Here is a 13,666-nt window from a genome sequence, read left to right on the forward strand (position 1 = left end):
CCTCACCGGTCACATCCTGCAGGAAGGCCGTCGCCGTAAGGCCAAGTGGGGTGTGGTGACCATGTGCATCGGCGGCGGCCAGGGCGGTGCTGGCCTGTTCGAAATCTATAACTGATCTGAATATCTGAATGCGCCCGGGTGTTTCGGCCGTCACGGTCGGAGCGCCCGGGCTTTTTCATGTCTGCATGATGACGTGCACGCGAACGCAGGCCCCTCGCGGGGGTTTTGTTCAGGCCGGATTGTCCACCGAAAGAATGGTGGGTGCTGGGGGATTCGAACCCTCGACCCGCTGATTAAGAGTCAGCTGCTCTACCAACTGAGCTAAGCACCCGTCCCGTCGCCGCCGCCGGTTCTGGCCTTGGCGCGAGGGCGCGGAAAATACGCAATACCGCGCCGTTGGCAAGGCGCGTTTCAAGAAAGTCGAAAAGATTGACTGCGGCGGGCCTTTGACATGGCTCGGCCCGCCGCAGCCCCTCAGTAGGCCGAGTGTGGCAGGCGCCCTCGAAGGAAATGGACCGGCGACGGCGGCGAAGCATGGCCCCCGCCGAACCGTAGCCGAGGATCGGGAGCGCCCGGATGGTCGGCTTGAGCGCCGGATCGCGCCGAAATCTGGGTGGCGGAGGGCAAGTCCGACTGGGAGATCTCGATGATCCTGGGTGCTTCAGAATCCTCCGTGCGCTTCCACGTCGACAACGCAAGGAAGAAACTTGGCGCGGTGAAGCGGGCGCACGCTGTAGCGCGTCTGGCGGCTGCCCATCTGTTATCATGTTCTCGTCCGGCAACTTTCTCCGGGCGTAAGTAAGGCTCAGGATCCGTGATGCGCAGGGCAATTCTGATTTTCGGTCTGATGATGGCGGCCGGCGCTGCCGAGGCCGGAGACTATGTGGTGGTCGCATCATCTGACCCGGGGCTGATACCGGGCCAGGAGTTGGAAGGGGGTCAGCAGGTCGCCCTCGGGGCTGGCCGGTCCGTTACACTCGTACATGTCGGCGGTGAACTGACGGTGCTGCGCGGCGGCAGCTCTGGCGTGGTTGTGCCGACTCGTCAGGTCGCGAGCGCGGACGCGACGCGTGTTGCGGCGCTGAAGAGCCTCATAGCGCCCCCAACCGAAGGACGCACCTTCGGCGGTCGCCGCGGCGGCGTCTGTCCGGATCCTGCAGACCTGCAGACTGTTGACCAGATACTGTCAGCGCAAGCGGGCGGCTGTGCGAGACAGGCGCGTGAGGCGTTCGCTACACTGACGAACGCCGTCGGGACGCGCTGAAGCCCCGGACAAACCTGGACTAAGGTCCCGTGTAGAGTTCGCCCAGGGCCAGCGCCGCCTGCCCTTGTGAGAGATCCAGCTGATCCCGGACCGCCGCAGCCGCCGCCAGGGCTTCGCGTTTGCCGTCCATCCGCCTGAGGGATTGACGCAGGAGTCTTGGGTCCGAGGGTGTGGTGATGGCTACCACGTTGTCGACGCCGAAAGGCGGTGAGGCGCGGGTTCTGGCCATGACAACCCGGGCCTGGCCGACACCAAGCAATCCTTCACCATCGCCTTCCAGTGGAAAGAGCATCTGCACTGTGCCGTCACCGGCGAGGTTGAAGGCGGTCAGCCAGGCCGCACCGCCCTTGTGGGTGACCGCAAGATCCACGGCCTCACCGTTCTTATAGAGCTGCCCTCGCTTGCGGGGTCCGATGTCGACCTTAAGCACCTGTTCATTGGCCGAACCCGCCAGCTCACTGACAGCTCGGCGTTTATTGATCACCCCGGTCAGGGCCTCTGCGCTGGTAAGGTTTTCTGCGACCCGATCGCCACGACTGTCCGTGATCCAGCCCTCCCTGGCCGACCAGGTGAGGTCGGGTGCGCCGCGGGGGATGGACGCCCAGGGGCCACGTCCGGCCAGAATGTCTGCGGCCTGATCGTCCGCTGCCTTCACCTCGACCGGGCGGTCAACCGCCGGCGGAGCCTTGAGCGGCTGGAAGACCACGCTGCGCTCATTGCGCGCCGGCACCGAGGCGCTGGCCCACTGACGGGTAGATGAGAGTTCGCGCGTACGGGTTTCGAGACTCGAGGCGAGCTCCGCCAGCGAGAGCTTGCCATCGTCGTCCGCGTCAGCGGTCAGATGGCCATTGGCGCGGCGCTCCTGCAAAGCACCCTCGAGCGCATAGGTCAGAAGGCCACGCGACGGAGAATCGCCAAGCGGTAACGGCCCTTCCAGGGCAAACTGGTCGTCCTGGGCCGCGCCGATATAGACAAGGTTGGGTGCCGATTCGGCGGTGGGCGCGATGGCGGCCGGGTCCGGAGGTCCCACCGGCAGCGTCAGCGCCATGGGATTGCCCAAAGCGTTACGCCCTTTGAACCGGCTGGGCGCGGTGATGGCGCGATTCAGGGTGCCGGAGTGGCAGGCATCGGCGATCTGCAGCACATTCACGCTGGTTGGGAAGAAGTTGATCAGCCAGCCGCGCAGGTCGTTGTCGAGTATGAACTGGTTCGGATCCGGTTTTGAAACCTGGAAGCCGCCCAGGGCCAGGAACTCATCCATCCCGTCGGCCTCGGCGGCGTCGCGCGCCTTGGCCTGGGCCCCGTGACCCGCATAGTAGAAGATCACCCAGTCACCGGGTTTCGAGCGTTTGGCGATAGCCTCCAGTGCGCCTCTTATGTTGGCGCGGGTGGCCTCGCCATCGCGAAGAGTAACGATATCCTTTGCGCCCTGCGCCTCCAGCACGGTCCTTAACGCTGCAGCATCGTTCGGCGGCCCTTCAAGAGACGGAATGGGTGCGGTGTATTCCGACACGGCCACCAGCACCGCACGGATCTCGGCCCGAGCCGGCGCGCAGTTGGCAAGAACTATGCTCGCCGCAACGCTTGCGATGAATCTGTGCATGCGCCCCTCACTTCTCCGATCGGAACCCTAGTTTGCGCCGCCGCCGCGCGATCACAAGCCGGTATCGTCGTTGATACTACGAGGACCCAGGTCGGCGAGACGCAACGCGGTGCGCGCTTTGCACACCGGCGCGCCAGAGGCTAGTGAATGGCCGGTCGTTCGGGGACGGCGAATCTTTGGGGAGTTCACACGGGCGCATGGGCGAAACCCGGGCGGAAGAGATCGCCGGCGTCCGGCCGATCCTGCGACGCGTTCTGGGTAACGCGGGCAAGCTGCTGGGCGGCCGTACGGTCAACGCAGTACTCAGCCTTATCGCGATTGCGATTGCGGCCCGCGCGCTGGGCGTCGCCGAACTGGGCGTCTTCGTCCTGATCCAGGCCTTCGCCCAGTTTCTCGGCGAGGTCGTGAAGTTCCAGTCCTGGCAGACCATTCTGCACTATGGCACCGCGCCGTTTGTCGAGGGCAGGGTTTCCCAGTTTCAACGTGTGCTACGCCTTACACTGCTGCTGGATATCGCCAGTACGGTTCTGGGCATCGCGTTGGGCGTAGCAGGTTCGTTACTCCTGGCCGATCATCTCGGGTGGACCAGAGCCGAAGCGCCCGGAGCGGCGCTCTATATGTTCAGTATCGCGTTCATGGTCTCCGCGACGCCACTTGGCCTACTGCGGCTGTTCGACAGGTTCGACGTCATGGCTCGGCAGGCGGCCCTCATCGCCTTCATCCGGGTAATCGGTAGCGTGATCGCACTTTTGCTTGACGCTCCCTTGGAAGGTTTCCTCCTGGCATGGGCGATCGGCACTGTCGGCAGCTGGCTGTATCTGGCGGGTTCCGCCTACGGCGAACTGCGTCGCCGCGGGCTACTGGCCGGATTTTCATGGCAGGGGCCGCTGGCCAAGGACATGCCCGGCGTGTGGCATTTCGCCTGGAACACCAACCTGGCCAGCACACTGGATGTCGCCTTCACTCACCTGGCGACCCTGATGGTGGGCGGCATGGTGGGGCCGGCGCAGGCCGCCTATTGGCGAGTCGGCCGGCAGGTGGCTGACGCCATAGCAAAACCCGCCAAACTTTTGATTCCCGCCATGTATCCTGAGCTGGCCCGCCTCTACGCCGAAGGCCGGCATGGGGCGATGTGGCGACTGGCGCGCAACATCGGCCTTGTAGGCGGCGGCTTTGGCCTGCTGCTCCTGGCGATCAGCGCATTTGCGGGTCCCTCGCTGTTGGCGGGGATCATGGGCGAGGGATTTGCGCAGGCCTCCGTTGTGATGACCTGGCAGGTCGCCGCCGCCGTGATCGGGATCTTCACCCTGCCACTGGAACCGATGTTGATTTCATTGGGCAAACCGGGGTACGCGGTGCGGGTCCGGCTGGTGGTCAGTCTTGGATTTCTGGCTATCCTGCCCTTCCTGGTGACGCATTTCGGCCTTATAGGCGCGGGCTCAGGTCTGGTCGCCGCCGCAGCAGCCCTGGCTTTGGGTATGCTGATGTTCCTGCTTCGGGAAAACAAGAACCGGCCCGCCCCACCAAACAACATGCCGGACACTCTGAAAGGCCACGATTGACCCCTACCCCTACTGCTCCCGATCGTCGTTTCCATCTGGATGGCTTTGCGACCCTGACTGACGCCCTGGACTTCGCAGCTGAAGGCCCCACGGGCGTAAACCTCTATGGCTTGCGCGGCGAGTTGATCGCGGCGGTTCCCTATGGCGAACTTCGCGACCGCGCGCGAGCGATGGCGGCCCGTCTTCTGGCGGCGGGCCTTACGCCGCACGACCGCATCGGCTTGGTGGCGGATACGGATCTCGATTTTGTCGTGGCGTTTTTCGCCTGCCAGTACGCACGTCTGACACCCGCGCCGTTGCCCTTGCCCACGGCCCTGGGCGGTCGCGACGCCTACGTCGAACAAATCACGCGGATGCTCAGTTCAGCCCAGGCTACGGCGGTCTTCGGGCCCGAGTCCCTGTTGCCCTGGCTGAGGGACGCCGCCCAGGCCGCCGGAGCCCGGTTCGCCCAGCAAGTCGGCGACCTGCCGGAGGCCGGCCCCACGGAACTGCCGCCGCCGACCCCTGAAGACCCCTGCTATGTGCAATTCTCGTCGGGCAGCACGCGCAATCCAACGGGCGTGCTTTGCACTCACAGCGCCCTGATGGCCAATGCGATGGCGATGACCAAGCATGGGCTGAAGGTGGTTCCGGAGGACCGCGCTTTCTCCTGGCTACCACTTTATCACGACATGGGGCTGGTCGGGTTCGTGCTGAGCCCGCTGGTGGCCCAGATGACCGTGGACTTGATGCCGACGGGGGCGTTTGTGCGTCGCCCGCTTCTGTGGCTCGACCTGATCTCCAGGAACAAGGCCACAATCTCCTATAGCCCGACCTTCGGCTATGAGCTTTGCACGCGACGTGGTGATGGCGCGCGGGAGGGCCTGGACCTGTCCGGATGGCGCATCGCCGGCTGCGGCGGCGACATGGTGCGGCCAGGACCGTTGCTGGGGTTCGCCGAACGCTATGCTGCAGCAGGTTTCGCCAGGAGCGCTTTCGTGGCCAGCTATGGCATGGCCGAGGCGACGTTGGCCCTGACCATGGCCCAGGTCGGTCAGGGACTGCGGTTCGATACGGTCGATGTGGATCGGATGGAACGGGACGGTGTGGTGGTGGCAGGCTCAGGCGCCAGAACCCGCGCGTTCGTACGCTGCGGCGCTGTTTTGCCGGAGCATGATCTGGAAGTTCGCGACGCCGACGGCGCGGCCGTTTCGGAAGGTCGGGTCGGTCAGGTGTTCGTGAGAGGTCCCAGCCTGATGCAGGGTTACTTCGGGGACGCAGAGGCCTCGAAACGAGCGCTTGGCGCTGATGGCTGGCTCAATACCGGCGATCTGGGCTATCTGATTGATGGCGAAATCGTTCCGACAGGGCGGGCCAAGGATCTGATCCTGCTGAATGGCCGCAACGTTTGGCCGCAGGATCTCGAGTGGTCAGCGGAATCTGAAATCGAAAAGCTGCGCAGCGGCGACGTGGCCGCCTTCTCCATCGACGATGAAGCTGGCGAGCAGCTGGTGGTGCTGGTCCAGGCCCGAAGTAGCGACGCGGAGGCGCGCCGGACCCTGACCGATGACGTCGCCGCCGTCCTGCGCGCCCGTCACGGCGTTGAGGCCCGGGTTGAACTGGTCGGCGCTCACGCCTTGCCGCAGACATCATCGGGAAAGCTCTCCCGGTCGAAGGCGCGCGCCCTGTTCCTGGCCGGCGCGTTCCGGCAACAGGAACCGGCCTGACCGGCCGCCTCGCCGCAATTACGGGCGCCACAGGATTTCTGGGGCGCGAGATCGTGCGCGCCCTGGCCTGCGATGGCTGGCGCATCCGCATACTGGCGCGGCGCGACCCGATCACCCCGGCGTGGCGCCACGTCTCGCTTGAGGTCGTGACCGGCGATCTGGCTGACCAGGCGGCCTTGTCCGACCTCTGCCGTGGCGCTGATCTGGTGATCCATAACGCCGGACTGGTGAAAGCCCCAACCCGCGCAGACTTTGATCGCGTGAACGTCGAGGGTTCAAGGCAGGTTGCAAAGGCGGCCTACGCTGCGCCGCATGTCATACTGGTCTCGAGCCTGACCGCGCGCGAACCTGGGCTGTCGCACTACAGCGCGAGCAAACACGGCGGCGAAGTGGCCATGCGCTCACTGCTGGGTGACCGGCTGACGGTAGCGCGCCCCTGCGCCATCTACGGGCCGGGGGACCGCGAACTGCTGGCAGTTTTTCAGGCCGCCGACCGGCTACCTGTGCTGCCGATCCTCAGCGCGATGGGCCGGGTCACGATGATCCACGTGGAGGATGCCGCCCGCCAGGTCGCCGCGCTCGCCAGCCACTGCCCAAGCGGCCTGACCGTCGCCCTCAGCGATTCGCATCCCGAGGGTTACAGCTGGCGCGATCTTATGGCGTACGCTGCGGCGGCTTGTGGGACCACGCCGCGGTTCGTGAGGATCCCCCGCGCCTTGATCCAGGCCATCGGGGTAACAAATGATTTCACAGCCTTGCTGGGTCAGGTCCCAATGCTGACGTCGGCGAAGGCGCGTGAGTTGCTGCACCCGGACTGGGCGATCCTGCCAATCGAACAGGCTATCGCCACGACACCGCCTCTTTACGATCTCAGAAGGGGGTTCGCCCACACGGTTTCGTGGTACCGAGAGGCAGGCTGGATGAAATAATGACCTCGGTTTCGTGACCATCCAGCGAACCAAAGGTGGAAAAATCGGCCCAACCTGACTAGTTGGTGGTGTGGTGTACAATTCTGGAAGAGCCAATGGGGGGCTCACGCATGGTGGAACTAGCGACGGACCTGACCGTTCGTGAAGTCGCGCGGGCCGCTGAAACGGTGCTGGGCCGTAGCGTGCAAGTGACCCCGGAAACGGACATTGCACGGGACCTGGCTGTGGATTCGCTTGCGCTCATGAACATCGTCATGGAGCTTGAGGACAGGTTCGACCTGTCGATTCCCCTTGATCGTCTCGCGACGGTTCAGACCGTCGGCGATCTTTCCGAACTGATCAACAAGCTGCGGGTGAAGGCTTAAACATGGGGCTGCTCGATAAGCACCTGGGCTATCGCGCCCCGTTGGATGGCATTCGCGCTGCGGGTGCCGATCCCTCGTCTGTACGGTTCGACGCGGTTCTTTCGCCTACGGAAGGCATTCTGGACGGCAAGCAGGTCATCCTGCTGGGCACCAACAACTATTTGGGCCTTACGTTTGATCCCGATTGCATCGAGGCCTCTGTGGCCGCAGTTCGGGAGTGGGGCACTGGCACCACCGGGTCACGCTTCGCCAACGGCACCTATAGCGGCCACACCGATCTCGAGCGGGCGCTGGCAGGATTCTATGGCCGCAAACACGCCATGGTGTTCACCACCGGCTATCAGGCCAACCTCGGCGGTATTTCCGGCCTTGTGGGCCGGGGCGATCACCTGATCCTGGACGCAGACAGCCACGCATCCATCTACGACGCGGCGCGCCTGTCGCAGGCCGAGGTTATCCGCTTCCGTCACAACGACCCGGAAGATCTGCACAAGCGTCTGCGCCGCATGGGCGACCAGGCGAAGGGTAGCCTGATTGTGGTCGAGGGCATCTATTCGATGATTGGCGATGTGGCCCCGTTGAAGGAAATGGTCGCCGTCAAGAACGAGATGGGCGCCTACCTGCTGGTAGATGAAGCCCATTCCATGGGTGTTCTGGGGGCCAAGGGCCGCGGCCTTGCGGAAGCCGCAGGCGTCGAGGACGACGTCGACTTCATCATTGGTACCTTCTCAAAGAGCCTGGGTTCGGTGGGCGGTTTCCTGGTTTCCGACGAGGAAAACTTTGACCTGCTCCGGATCGTAAGCCGCCCCTACATGTTCACGGCGTCACTGCCGCCGGCGGTGATCGCTTCCACGCTTGTGGCGCTGAAGCGTTGTGAGGCCGATGTCGGTCTGCGCACACAACTCGCGGCCAACGCGGACCAGCTCTACGATGGTCTCCGGGAAATGGGTTACGCGGTCGGTCCACACGCCAGCCCCATCACGGCGGTCGTGATGCCGGATCAGGCCATGGCTGTGACGATGTGGAATGCGCTCCTCGCCAACGGTGTCTACCTCAACCTGGCAATCCCGCCGGCCACACCAAACAACCTCTCCCTGCTTCGGTCCAGCGTCAGCGCAGCACACACGCCAGAGCAGATCGGCACTGTCCTCGATGTGTTTGAAAAGCTGGGCCTGCACTACGGCCTGCTTCAACGCTCGCGCCGCGCCTCAGCTTGACGGCGGCGCAGGCGCCACCACGCGCCGGGCGCAGCCAGTAACGGATAGCGTTCCGCAAAAGGCGTGACCGGGATTTCGATCCCGGTGTGCCTCTGGATTTTCCACGCCGCATAGCGCGCCGCGCCCTCGAAGGTGAATGCTGCCTTGGCCAACCTGGCGATATTGAGGGGCTTTCCGGCCATACTGACCAGCGTCCAACCGGGCAACTGATGACGTTGCACCCGAAACTCCGGCCCTGAGAGCTCGAACACAACACCACCCTGACGCCAGGCCAGGGGCAGTACTGCAGCATAGCGGTCCAATGCCGGGCCAACCACGGTGTCCGCGCGCCCCGCGCTCTCCACCCGGAACTCGGCGGCGTAGGTACGGCGAAACAATGCCGTCCAGTAGTCTGACGCCGTTCCACGGTCAGGACCGAGTGTCGCCGCAAATCGCGCCGCAGTGACCACGGCGGCCACGCAAGCCTGCGTCGTAGCCGCAGCGCTGGCGGGATCAGCGCTCCAGATCCGCTGGGCCGGCTGGACAAACCGGGCCCAGATGGTGGTGTCGAGGGTACGACCCTCCGCTGCACGTCGGAACCGATCCAGCGAAAGCGTGGCGACCTTGGCGCGGTAGATCACACCATTCACGTCTACCTCGTGGTAGCTCACCTCGGGCCAGAGAAAGGCTTCTATCAGACCGCGCAGGCCGTTGCGGATCGGGCGGTGTGTCAGGCAATAGAAATCCAGTATGCCCGACAGGTCGCCGGTGCGGAGGGTGGAGCCATAGTAGAGCCAGGTCGCGTCCCGCCCCGGAACCGCCAGGACTTCGGCCAGCTGCGTCACCTCAGCAGGCGGCGATGCCGCCAGCTCCGCGTCCACTAGGGCAGTCAGGTCGCCACTCACGGAACCACGAACTCCAGTTCGGGTCCCTGCCGCACGCAGAACTCGCCAGCCTCGTAGAGCTCGCCATCAAGAACCAGCTGGCTGGCGGCCAACACGTCGAAAGCGACCAGGTCGTCCCGGTGGTATCCTGCCGCGGCGAGCCATGGCGCGTCGGCGCCCTTGAGCAGGATGGACGCGGCCGCAAGGAACCTTTGCGGTGGTGCGGCGATCGACAACACCTTCAGACCTTCGCGCGGCTCACCAAAGGGCTTTAGCCCCATGGGCAAGCGCTTCAGGGTCGAGGCCAGCACCAGGAACCACGAGGCCTCGTCCGGGCCCGTATGAGACAGGCGCATCTGTTCCCCGCGCCGCCAGGGGCTGGCCGCGCCGCCCCAAAGCGTACCCGCAGCCGCGCCCACCATCGTCACAGCAATGGCGGCGTTGTCGAAGAGACCCAACCCGTGATGCTTCTGTGCAAGTTCGGTGGCGCGCACGAAGGCGCCGAGCCCCAGCAGGAACCCCCGCCGCTCCGGCACGACCTGATCCTGCCGAAGAATCTCAAGGCAGTGACGACGCTTCGTCGGCCGCCCCGCCGCGTCCGCAGCAATCAGCTGCTCCAGTGTGACACCCAGAGGGGAGCCGATGTCGATGGCCAGAGCGTTGGTCTTGCCGTTGGGGATCACCGCCAGTCGAGGAATCCGGCCGCCATAAGCTTCAGGCAGGCGGGTCAGCACCTCGCGGATGGTGCCGTCCCCACCATCCATCACCACAAGCTCGACCCCGGCCGATGCAAATCCGCGCAGGGCGCCATACAGCTGCGCTGGATCTGCGGCCACGACGTCCAGCACGCTGTCTGGCAATGCGGGGCGGCCTGCACCCTGATTGCGATGGCTCTTGTTGTTCCAGATCAGGCCGACGCGTCTCAACGGGACAACCAGGAAACCACGCGCGCGCGGCCCAGTAGCAGACCCTGGATCACCTGCACCGCGTGCACGCCGAGGCAGACGGCCGTCCAGACCGCAACGATCACCAGACCGATCTCCGGGACACCCAGGGCCCACGCGGGCGTAAGGATCAGCAAGTTGGGGTTCCGACGAGCCGTGATCAGCCGGAAGAAACTATCAAACGGCCGCCACGCATGCACGTGGAAGCCGAACAACCGCATGAATACGCCTTCTTCCGCCCTCTGCAGCACATAGCCCCCCAGGATCAGGGCCAGACAGAGTTCCGGCCAGGGCACAGGATACCCCGACTGTTGGCAGCCCACGTACCACGCGAACCACCAGAATGGTGGATGGATCAGGTCGATCCCGTGATCAAAGATATTGCCGATCGGCGATGAGGTGAGCGTCACCCGCGCAAGCTTGCCATCGACCGTATCCAGGAAGGTCATGATCCAGGCGCAAACCAGGCCCAAGCCGAATTGCCCCTCCCAGAACAGCCAGAAGGCGGCCAGGACCAACAGAAAGCCGACAAAGGTCACGAAATTGGGCCGCAACCGCGCAAGGGCGCACCATCGCGTGACAATTCGCGCTGGAACCGGCCACCAGTATTTTGTGACGACGTCAGTCACGCCCTTGTACGCGCCGGCAAAAGTCCGGGCTTCGACGGCGCGGACATTCTCGGTGGTGAGTCTTACCAGAACAGGCGGCTCTTTCTTCCGAAGGGCGCTGTTGTAGGCGAGTTCAGCAAGGGACACCCTCTGTAGTCCGCCCGGATCATGGCCGCGGAGCAGCGCAATTGACGCAGCATCCACCTGCTCTGCAGGCACGTGGGCGGCTACGGCCTCGCCCTCATCGGTGAGCAACACCGCGCCCGGGCGCTTGGCGAGTGTCGCCAGCAAGATCTCGTCATAGACCCAACCGCCCAGCACCAGCACAACGCCGCCGGTCGCTGGAGCCGCCCCTGCAACCGCGATTCCCGCCCGCGCGAATGTCCGCCGCAGGCGTTCAGCCGCGGTCATCCCCCAGATCCGGACCTCGCCTGACCCCAGGATCATCGCAACGACGGCGCCTTCGATGTTTGTCGTGCCCTGCAAAGCCTGGAGCGCCTCTCACGTAATTCGCTGGAACCTGATACCGAGCGCCGAACGCCTAGGAAAGCATTGGCCCCGAGATTGACCACCTTTCGCCTCGCCCATCTGTCGGATCTGCATCTGACGCCCCCTGCCCGGCCCTTCCAGTGGGCGGACGTAACCTCGAAGCGACTGCTGAGTCGCATCGCCTGGCGGCGCAAACGTCACCGCCATCTGGAACCTGTGCTGAACGCGATCACAGCCAGCATTCGCGAACGCGCGCCGGACCATGTCGCCATCACAGGCGATCTGATCAACTTCGCGACGCCGGAGGAGTTCGAGGCGGCGCGCCAGTGGTTGACCGGGCTTGGGCCGCCGTCGGACATCACGGTAAGTCCCGGCAATCACGATGCGCTGGTCCGCCGGGACGCGCCGGACGCCTTTGCGCCCTGGGCGCCCTGGCTCAGCGATGCGAACGAAGAGGCCTTTCCGCATCTGCGACGGCGGGGGCCGGTCGCAATCATCAACCTGTCATCGGCGAGACCGACGGCTCTGCACCTGGCGCAGGGATCGCTGGGCTCCGCCCAGATCGAGAGGGTCGAGGCGATGCTGCGATCGACCGGTGAACAGGGGTTCTTCCGGATCGTGCTTGCTCACCACCCTGTTGCATCCGGCGTCGTTTCAAACCGGAAGGCCTTGACGGACATGGCTTCCCTGCAGGCGGTGCTGGCGCGAGCCGGCGCCGAGCTGGTCCTGCACGGTCATGCTCATGAAGCCGTCCTGAACCGCGTGGCGGGGCCTCTGGGCGCCATTCCCGTGCTCGGCGTCCCGTCCGCCTCGACGCCCGCCGGGCTGGCGGGCGAGCAGGCCGCCCGCTGGAACGAGATCGCCGTGAGCCGGGATACCAAAGGCTTCCGGGTCCAGGTCGCCACACATGGCGTCACACGCGACCTGTCGGTGATCAAAATGGGCGAGTACGCCCTGATCTAGCGTAGGTAGCGCATCTGTACGGACAGGGTCTTTTCGGCCGCGCCGATCGAAAACCGCGCGGAGGAGAGCGGGGGAAGGCCAACCCGTGTTTCCGGATTATTGGAGAAGCCGAAGCCCTCCGCCGGAAGGCCCACGAGGGTGCGGTTGAAATCACGGTCGCCGTTGCTGTCGTGATATATCGCGAGGGCATAGCTGCCCTGGGGAAGCCAGAAGCATGCCCTGGTCACCGCCTGGACGGCCTTGACGCGGATCCGCGCAAATTTGCCGCCCTTGGCCAGAAATCGCCGCTTGTCGTCCGGATAGATGGTGAAGGCCACCTCCCCCTTGGATGAGCGAACCCCGGTGGTCTGGATCGAAAGCTTGGTCGCGGTGGGCCCGCGCTGGCCCTCACATACCTCCTCGGCATAGGTTGGCGCGGCCATTCCTAGACAAGCGGCAAGGGCGACGGCACCGGTTCTGACTTTCATGCTCAAGACGGGTTCCCTATGATCCACTATCGGGACGGGCTGGAGACTCTGGACATATCGTGACAAACGCCACGGCCTTCAAGTTCGGGTACCCCAGGACACGGGTCGCCGAAACCGACCACTGGTTGGTTCTGGCAAGACCTCAACAGCCGACCTACGGCGCCTTGGTGCTGGTCTGCAAGGAAGACGCCACGGCATTCTCTGACCTGAGCGCAGCCGCATTCGCCGATATGAAACGAGCTGTTGACGGGATTGAGGCGTTGCTTCGTCACACTGTCGCCTTCGAGCGCATCAACTACCTGATGCTGATGATGGTTGATCCGGACGTCCACTTCCATGTGTTGCCACGCTATCAGGGTGAGCGCATTTACAAGGGGCGTCCGTTCGTGGATGCAGGTTGGCCCGGTCCGCCGGCTCTTGCGTCTCACGTCGCTCTGAGCGAGGACGAAGCGGCGGCGTTGGCCGCAGAGTTTTCCGCCCTCTGGCGGTCATGATCGCCGCGAACCGGGGCCCCGTTTGAGTCTCATAGACCGCTATCTGCTGCGCCTGTCGTTCTGGCCCATGGTCGGGGCAATGGGCATAACCATGATCGCACTTTTGCTCGAGCGGACGCTGCGTCTCCTGGACATGCTGGCGGCTTCCAATGACCGGTTCGGGTTTGTCGCCCAACTGGCGGTCAATCTTGT

Annotated in this window: 15 protein-coding genes and 1 tRNA gene; 10 read left to right on the forward strand and 6 right to left on the reverse strand. The window is 64.5% G+C overall.

Annotated elements, in window-relative coordinates; all coding sequences use genetic code 11:
* Positions 1 to 115, forward strand: a 115-nt coding sequence (locus tag ACIQ42_RS07845; RefSeq protein ID WP_397421658.1) for a hypothetical protein, incomplete at its 5' end; no start/stop codon positions are given.
* Positions 116 to 255: 140 nt separating this feature from the next.
* Here ACIQ42_RS07845 and ACIQ42_RS07850 read toward each other — a convergent pair.
* Positions 256 to 331, reverse strand: a tRNA-Lys gene (locus ACIQ42_RS07850).
* A 282-nt stretch (positions 332 to 613) separates the two neighbouring features.
* Here ACIQ42_RS07850 and ACIQ42_RS07855 point away from each other — a divergent pair.
* Both ACIQ42_RS07855 and ACIQ42_RS07860 read left to right on the forward strand, forming a co-directional pair.
* A complete protein-coding gene (locus ACIQ42_RS07855) occupies positions 614 to 802 on the forward strand; it encodes a helix-turn-helix transcriptional regulator (protein WP_397421646.1) in 189 nt (62 codons plus the stop codon).
* Positions 803 to 817: 15 nt separating this feature from the next.
* Positions 818 to 1,264 carry a hypothetical protein gene (locus tag ACIQ42_RS07860; protein ID WP_397421647.1) on the forward strand — a complete coding sequence of 149 codons (447 nt, stop codon included), beginning with the start codon at positions 818 to 820 and terminating at the stop codon, positions 1,262 to 1,264.
* A gap of 19 nt (positions 1,265 to 1,283) precedes the next feature.
* On the opposite strand, the gene ACIQ42_RS07865 is transcribed toward ACIQ42_RS07860, so the two are convergent.
* A complete protein-coding gene (locus ACIQ42_RS07865; RefSeq protein ID WP_397421648.1) occupies positions 1,284 to 2,867 on the reverse strand; it encodes a caspase family protein in 1,584 nt (527 codons plus the stop codon).
* A 197-nt stretch (positions 2,868 to 3,064) separates the two neighbouring features.
* Here ACIQ42_RS07865 and ACIQ42_RS07870 point away from each other — a divergent pair, with 197 nt between their 5' ends.
* From ACIQ42_RS07870 to spt, 5 genes are all read left to right on the forward strand, one after another.
* A complete protein-coding gene (locus tag ACIQ42_RS07870; RefSeq protein WP_397421649.1) occupies positions 3,065 to 4,429 on the forward strand; it encodes a lipopolysaccharide biosynthesis protein in 1,365 nt (454 codons plus the stop codon).
* Complete coding sequence (locus tag ACIQ42_RS07875) at positions 4,426 to 6,135, forward strand: fatty acyl-AMP ligase (protein WP_397421650.1); 1,710 nt, start codon at positions 4,426 to 4,428, stop codon at positions 6,133 to 6,135. The genes ACIQ42_RS07870 and ACIQ42_RS07875 overlap by 4 nt, the downstream gene beginning before the upstream one ends.
* Positions 6,136 to 6,152: 17 nt before the next feature.
* The gene (locus tag ACIQ42_RS07880; RefSeq protein WP_397421659.1) at positions 6,153 to 7,064 is read left to right on the forward strand and encodes an NAD-dependent epimerase/dehydratase family protein; all 912 of its coding nucleotides are present in this window, start codon (positions 6,153 to 6,155) and stop codon (positions 7,062 to 7,064) included.
* A gap of 113 nt (positions 7,065 to 7,177) precedes the next feature.
* Positions 7,178 to 7,429, forward strand: a complete 252-nt coding sequence (locus tag ACIQ42_RS07885) for an acyl carrier protein (RefSeq protein WP_068874975.1) — start codon at positions 7,178 to 7,180, stop codon at positions 7,427 to 7,429.
* 2 nt (positions 7,430 to 7,431) lie between these two features.
* Complete coding sequence (gene spt, locus ACIQ42_RS07890; protein WP_397421651.1) at positions 7,432 to 8,646, forward strand: serine palmitoyltransferase; 1,215 nt, start codon at positions 7,432 to 7,434, stop codon at positions 8,644 to 8,646.
* On the opposite strand, the gene ACIQ42_RS07895 is transcribed toward spt, so the two are convergent.
* From ACIQ42_RS07895 to ACIQ42_RS07905, 3 genes are read right to left on the reverse strand one after another with little or no spacing between them, the layout of a single operon-like run.
* Positions 8,619 to 9,530 carry a hypothetical protein gene (locus ACIQ42_RS07895; RefSeq protein ID WP_397421652.1) on the reverse strand — a complete coding sequence of 304 codons (912 nt, stop codon included), beginning with the start codon at positions 9,528 to 9,530 and terminating at the stop codon, positions 8,619 to 8,621. The two genes, spt and ACIQ42_RS07895, sit on opposite strands and share 28 nt — an antisense overlap.
* The gene (locus ACIQ42_RS07900; protein WP_397421653.1) at positions 9,527 to 10,435 is read right to left on the reverse strand and encodes a diacylglycerol/lipid kinase family protein; all 909 of its coding nucleotides are present in this window, start codon (positions 10,433 to 10,435) and stop codon (positions 9,527 to 9,529) included. Before ACIQ42_RS07900 ends, ACIQ42_RS07895 begins: the two co-directional genes overlap by 4 nt.
* Entirely contained in the window at positions 10,432 to 11,547 is a 1,116-nt protein-coding gene (locus ACIQ42_RS07905; RefSeq protein WP_397421654.1) for a CDP-alcohol phosphatidyltransferase family protein, read from the reverse strand. Before ACIQ42_RS07905 ends, ACIQ42_RS07900 begins: the two co-directional genes overlap by 4 nt.
* Before the next feature lie 78 nt (positions 11,548 to 11,625).
* Between ACIQ42_RS07905 and ACIQ42_RS07910 the strand changes: the two genes are divergently transcribed.
* The gene (locus tag ACIQ42_RS07910; protein WP_397421655.1) at positions 11,626 to 12,513 is read left to right on the forward strand and encodes a metallophosphoesterase family protein; all 888 of its coding nucleotides are present in this window, start codon (positions 11,626 to 11,628) and stop codon (positions 12,511 to 12,513) included.
* On the opposite strand, the gene ACIQ42_RS07915 is transcribed toward ACIQ42_RS07910, so the two are convergent.
* Positions 12,510 to 12,980, reverse strand: a complete 471-nt coding sequence (locus ACIQ42_RS07915) for a DUF2141 domain-containing protein (protein ID WP_397421656.1) — start codon at positions 12,978 to 12,980, stop codon at positions 12,510 to 12,512. The genes ACIQ42_RS07910 and ACIQ42_RS07915 overlap by 4 nt on opposite strands.
* Positions 12,981 to 13,039: 59 nt before the next feature.
* On the opposite strand from ACIQ42_RS07915, the gene ACIQ42_RS07920 reads away from it, so the two are divergent.
* On the forward strand, positions 13,040 to 13,474 hold the full coding sequence (locus tag ACIQ42_RS07920) for an HIT family protein (RefSeq protein ID WP_397421657.1): 435 nt from the start codon (positions 13,040 to 13,042) through the stop codon (positions 13,472 to 13,474).
* Positions 13,475 to 13,666 lie beyond the last annotated feature (192 nt).

Source organism: Phenylobacterium sp. (assembly GCF_044372605.1).
Taxonomy (GTDB): domain Bacteria; phylum Pseudomonadota; class Alphaproteobacteria; order Caulobacterales; family Caulobacteraceae; genus Phenylobacterium.

Excerpts from the sequence above, each read along its gene's own strand:
- ACIQ42_RS07860 (WP_397421647.1), top strand. The coding sequence starts at position 818 with ATGCGCAGGGCAATTCTGATTTTCGGTCTGATGATGGCGGCCGGCGCT.
- ACIQ42_RS07865 (WP_397421648.1), bottom strand. The coding sequence starts at position 2,867 with ATGCACAGATTCATCGCAAGCGTTGCGGCGAGCATAGTTCTTGCCAAC.
- ACIQ42_RS07870 (WP_397421649.1), top strand. The coding sequence starts at position 3,065 with ATGGGCGAAACCCGGGCGGAAGAGATCGCCGGCGTCCGGCCGATCCTG.
- spt (WP_397421651.1), top strand. The coding sequence starts at position 7,432 with ATGGGGCTGCTCGATAAGCACCTGGGCTATCGCGCCCCGTTGGATGGC.
- ACIQ42_RS07915 (WP_397421656.1), bottom strand. The coding sequence starts at position 12,980 with ATGAAAGTCAGAACCGGTGCCGTCGCCCTTGCCGCTTGTCTAGGAATG.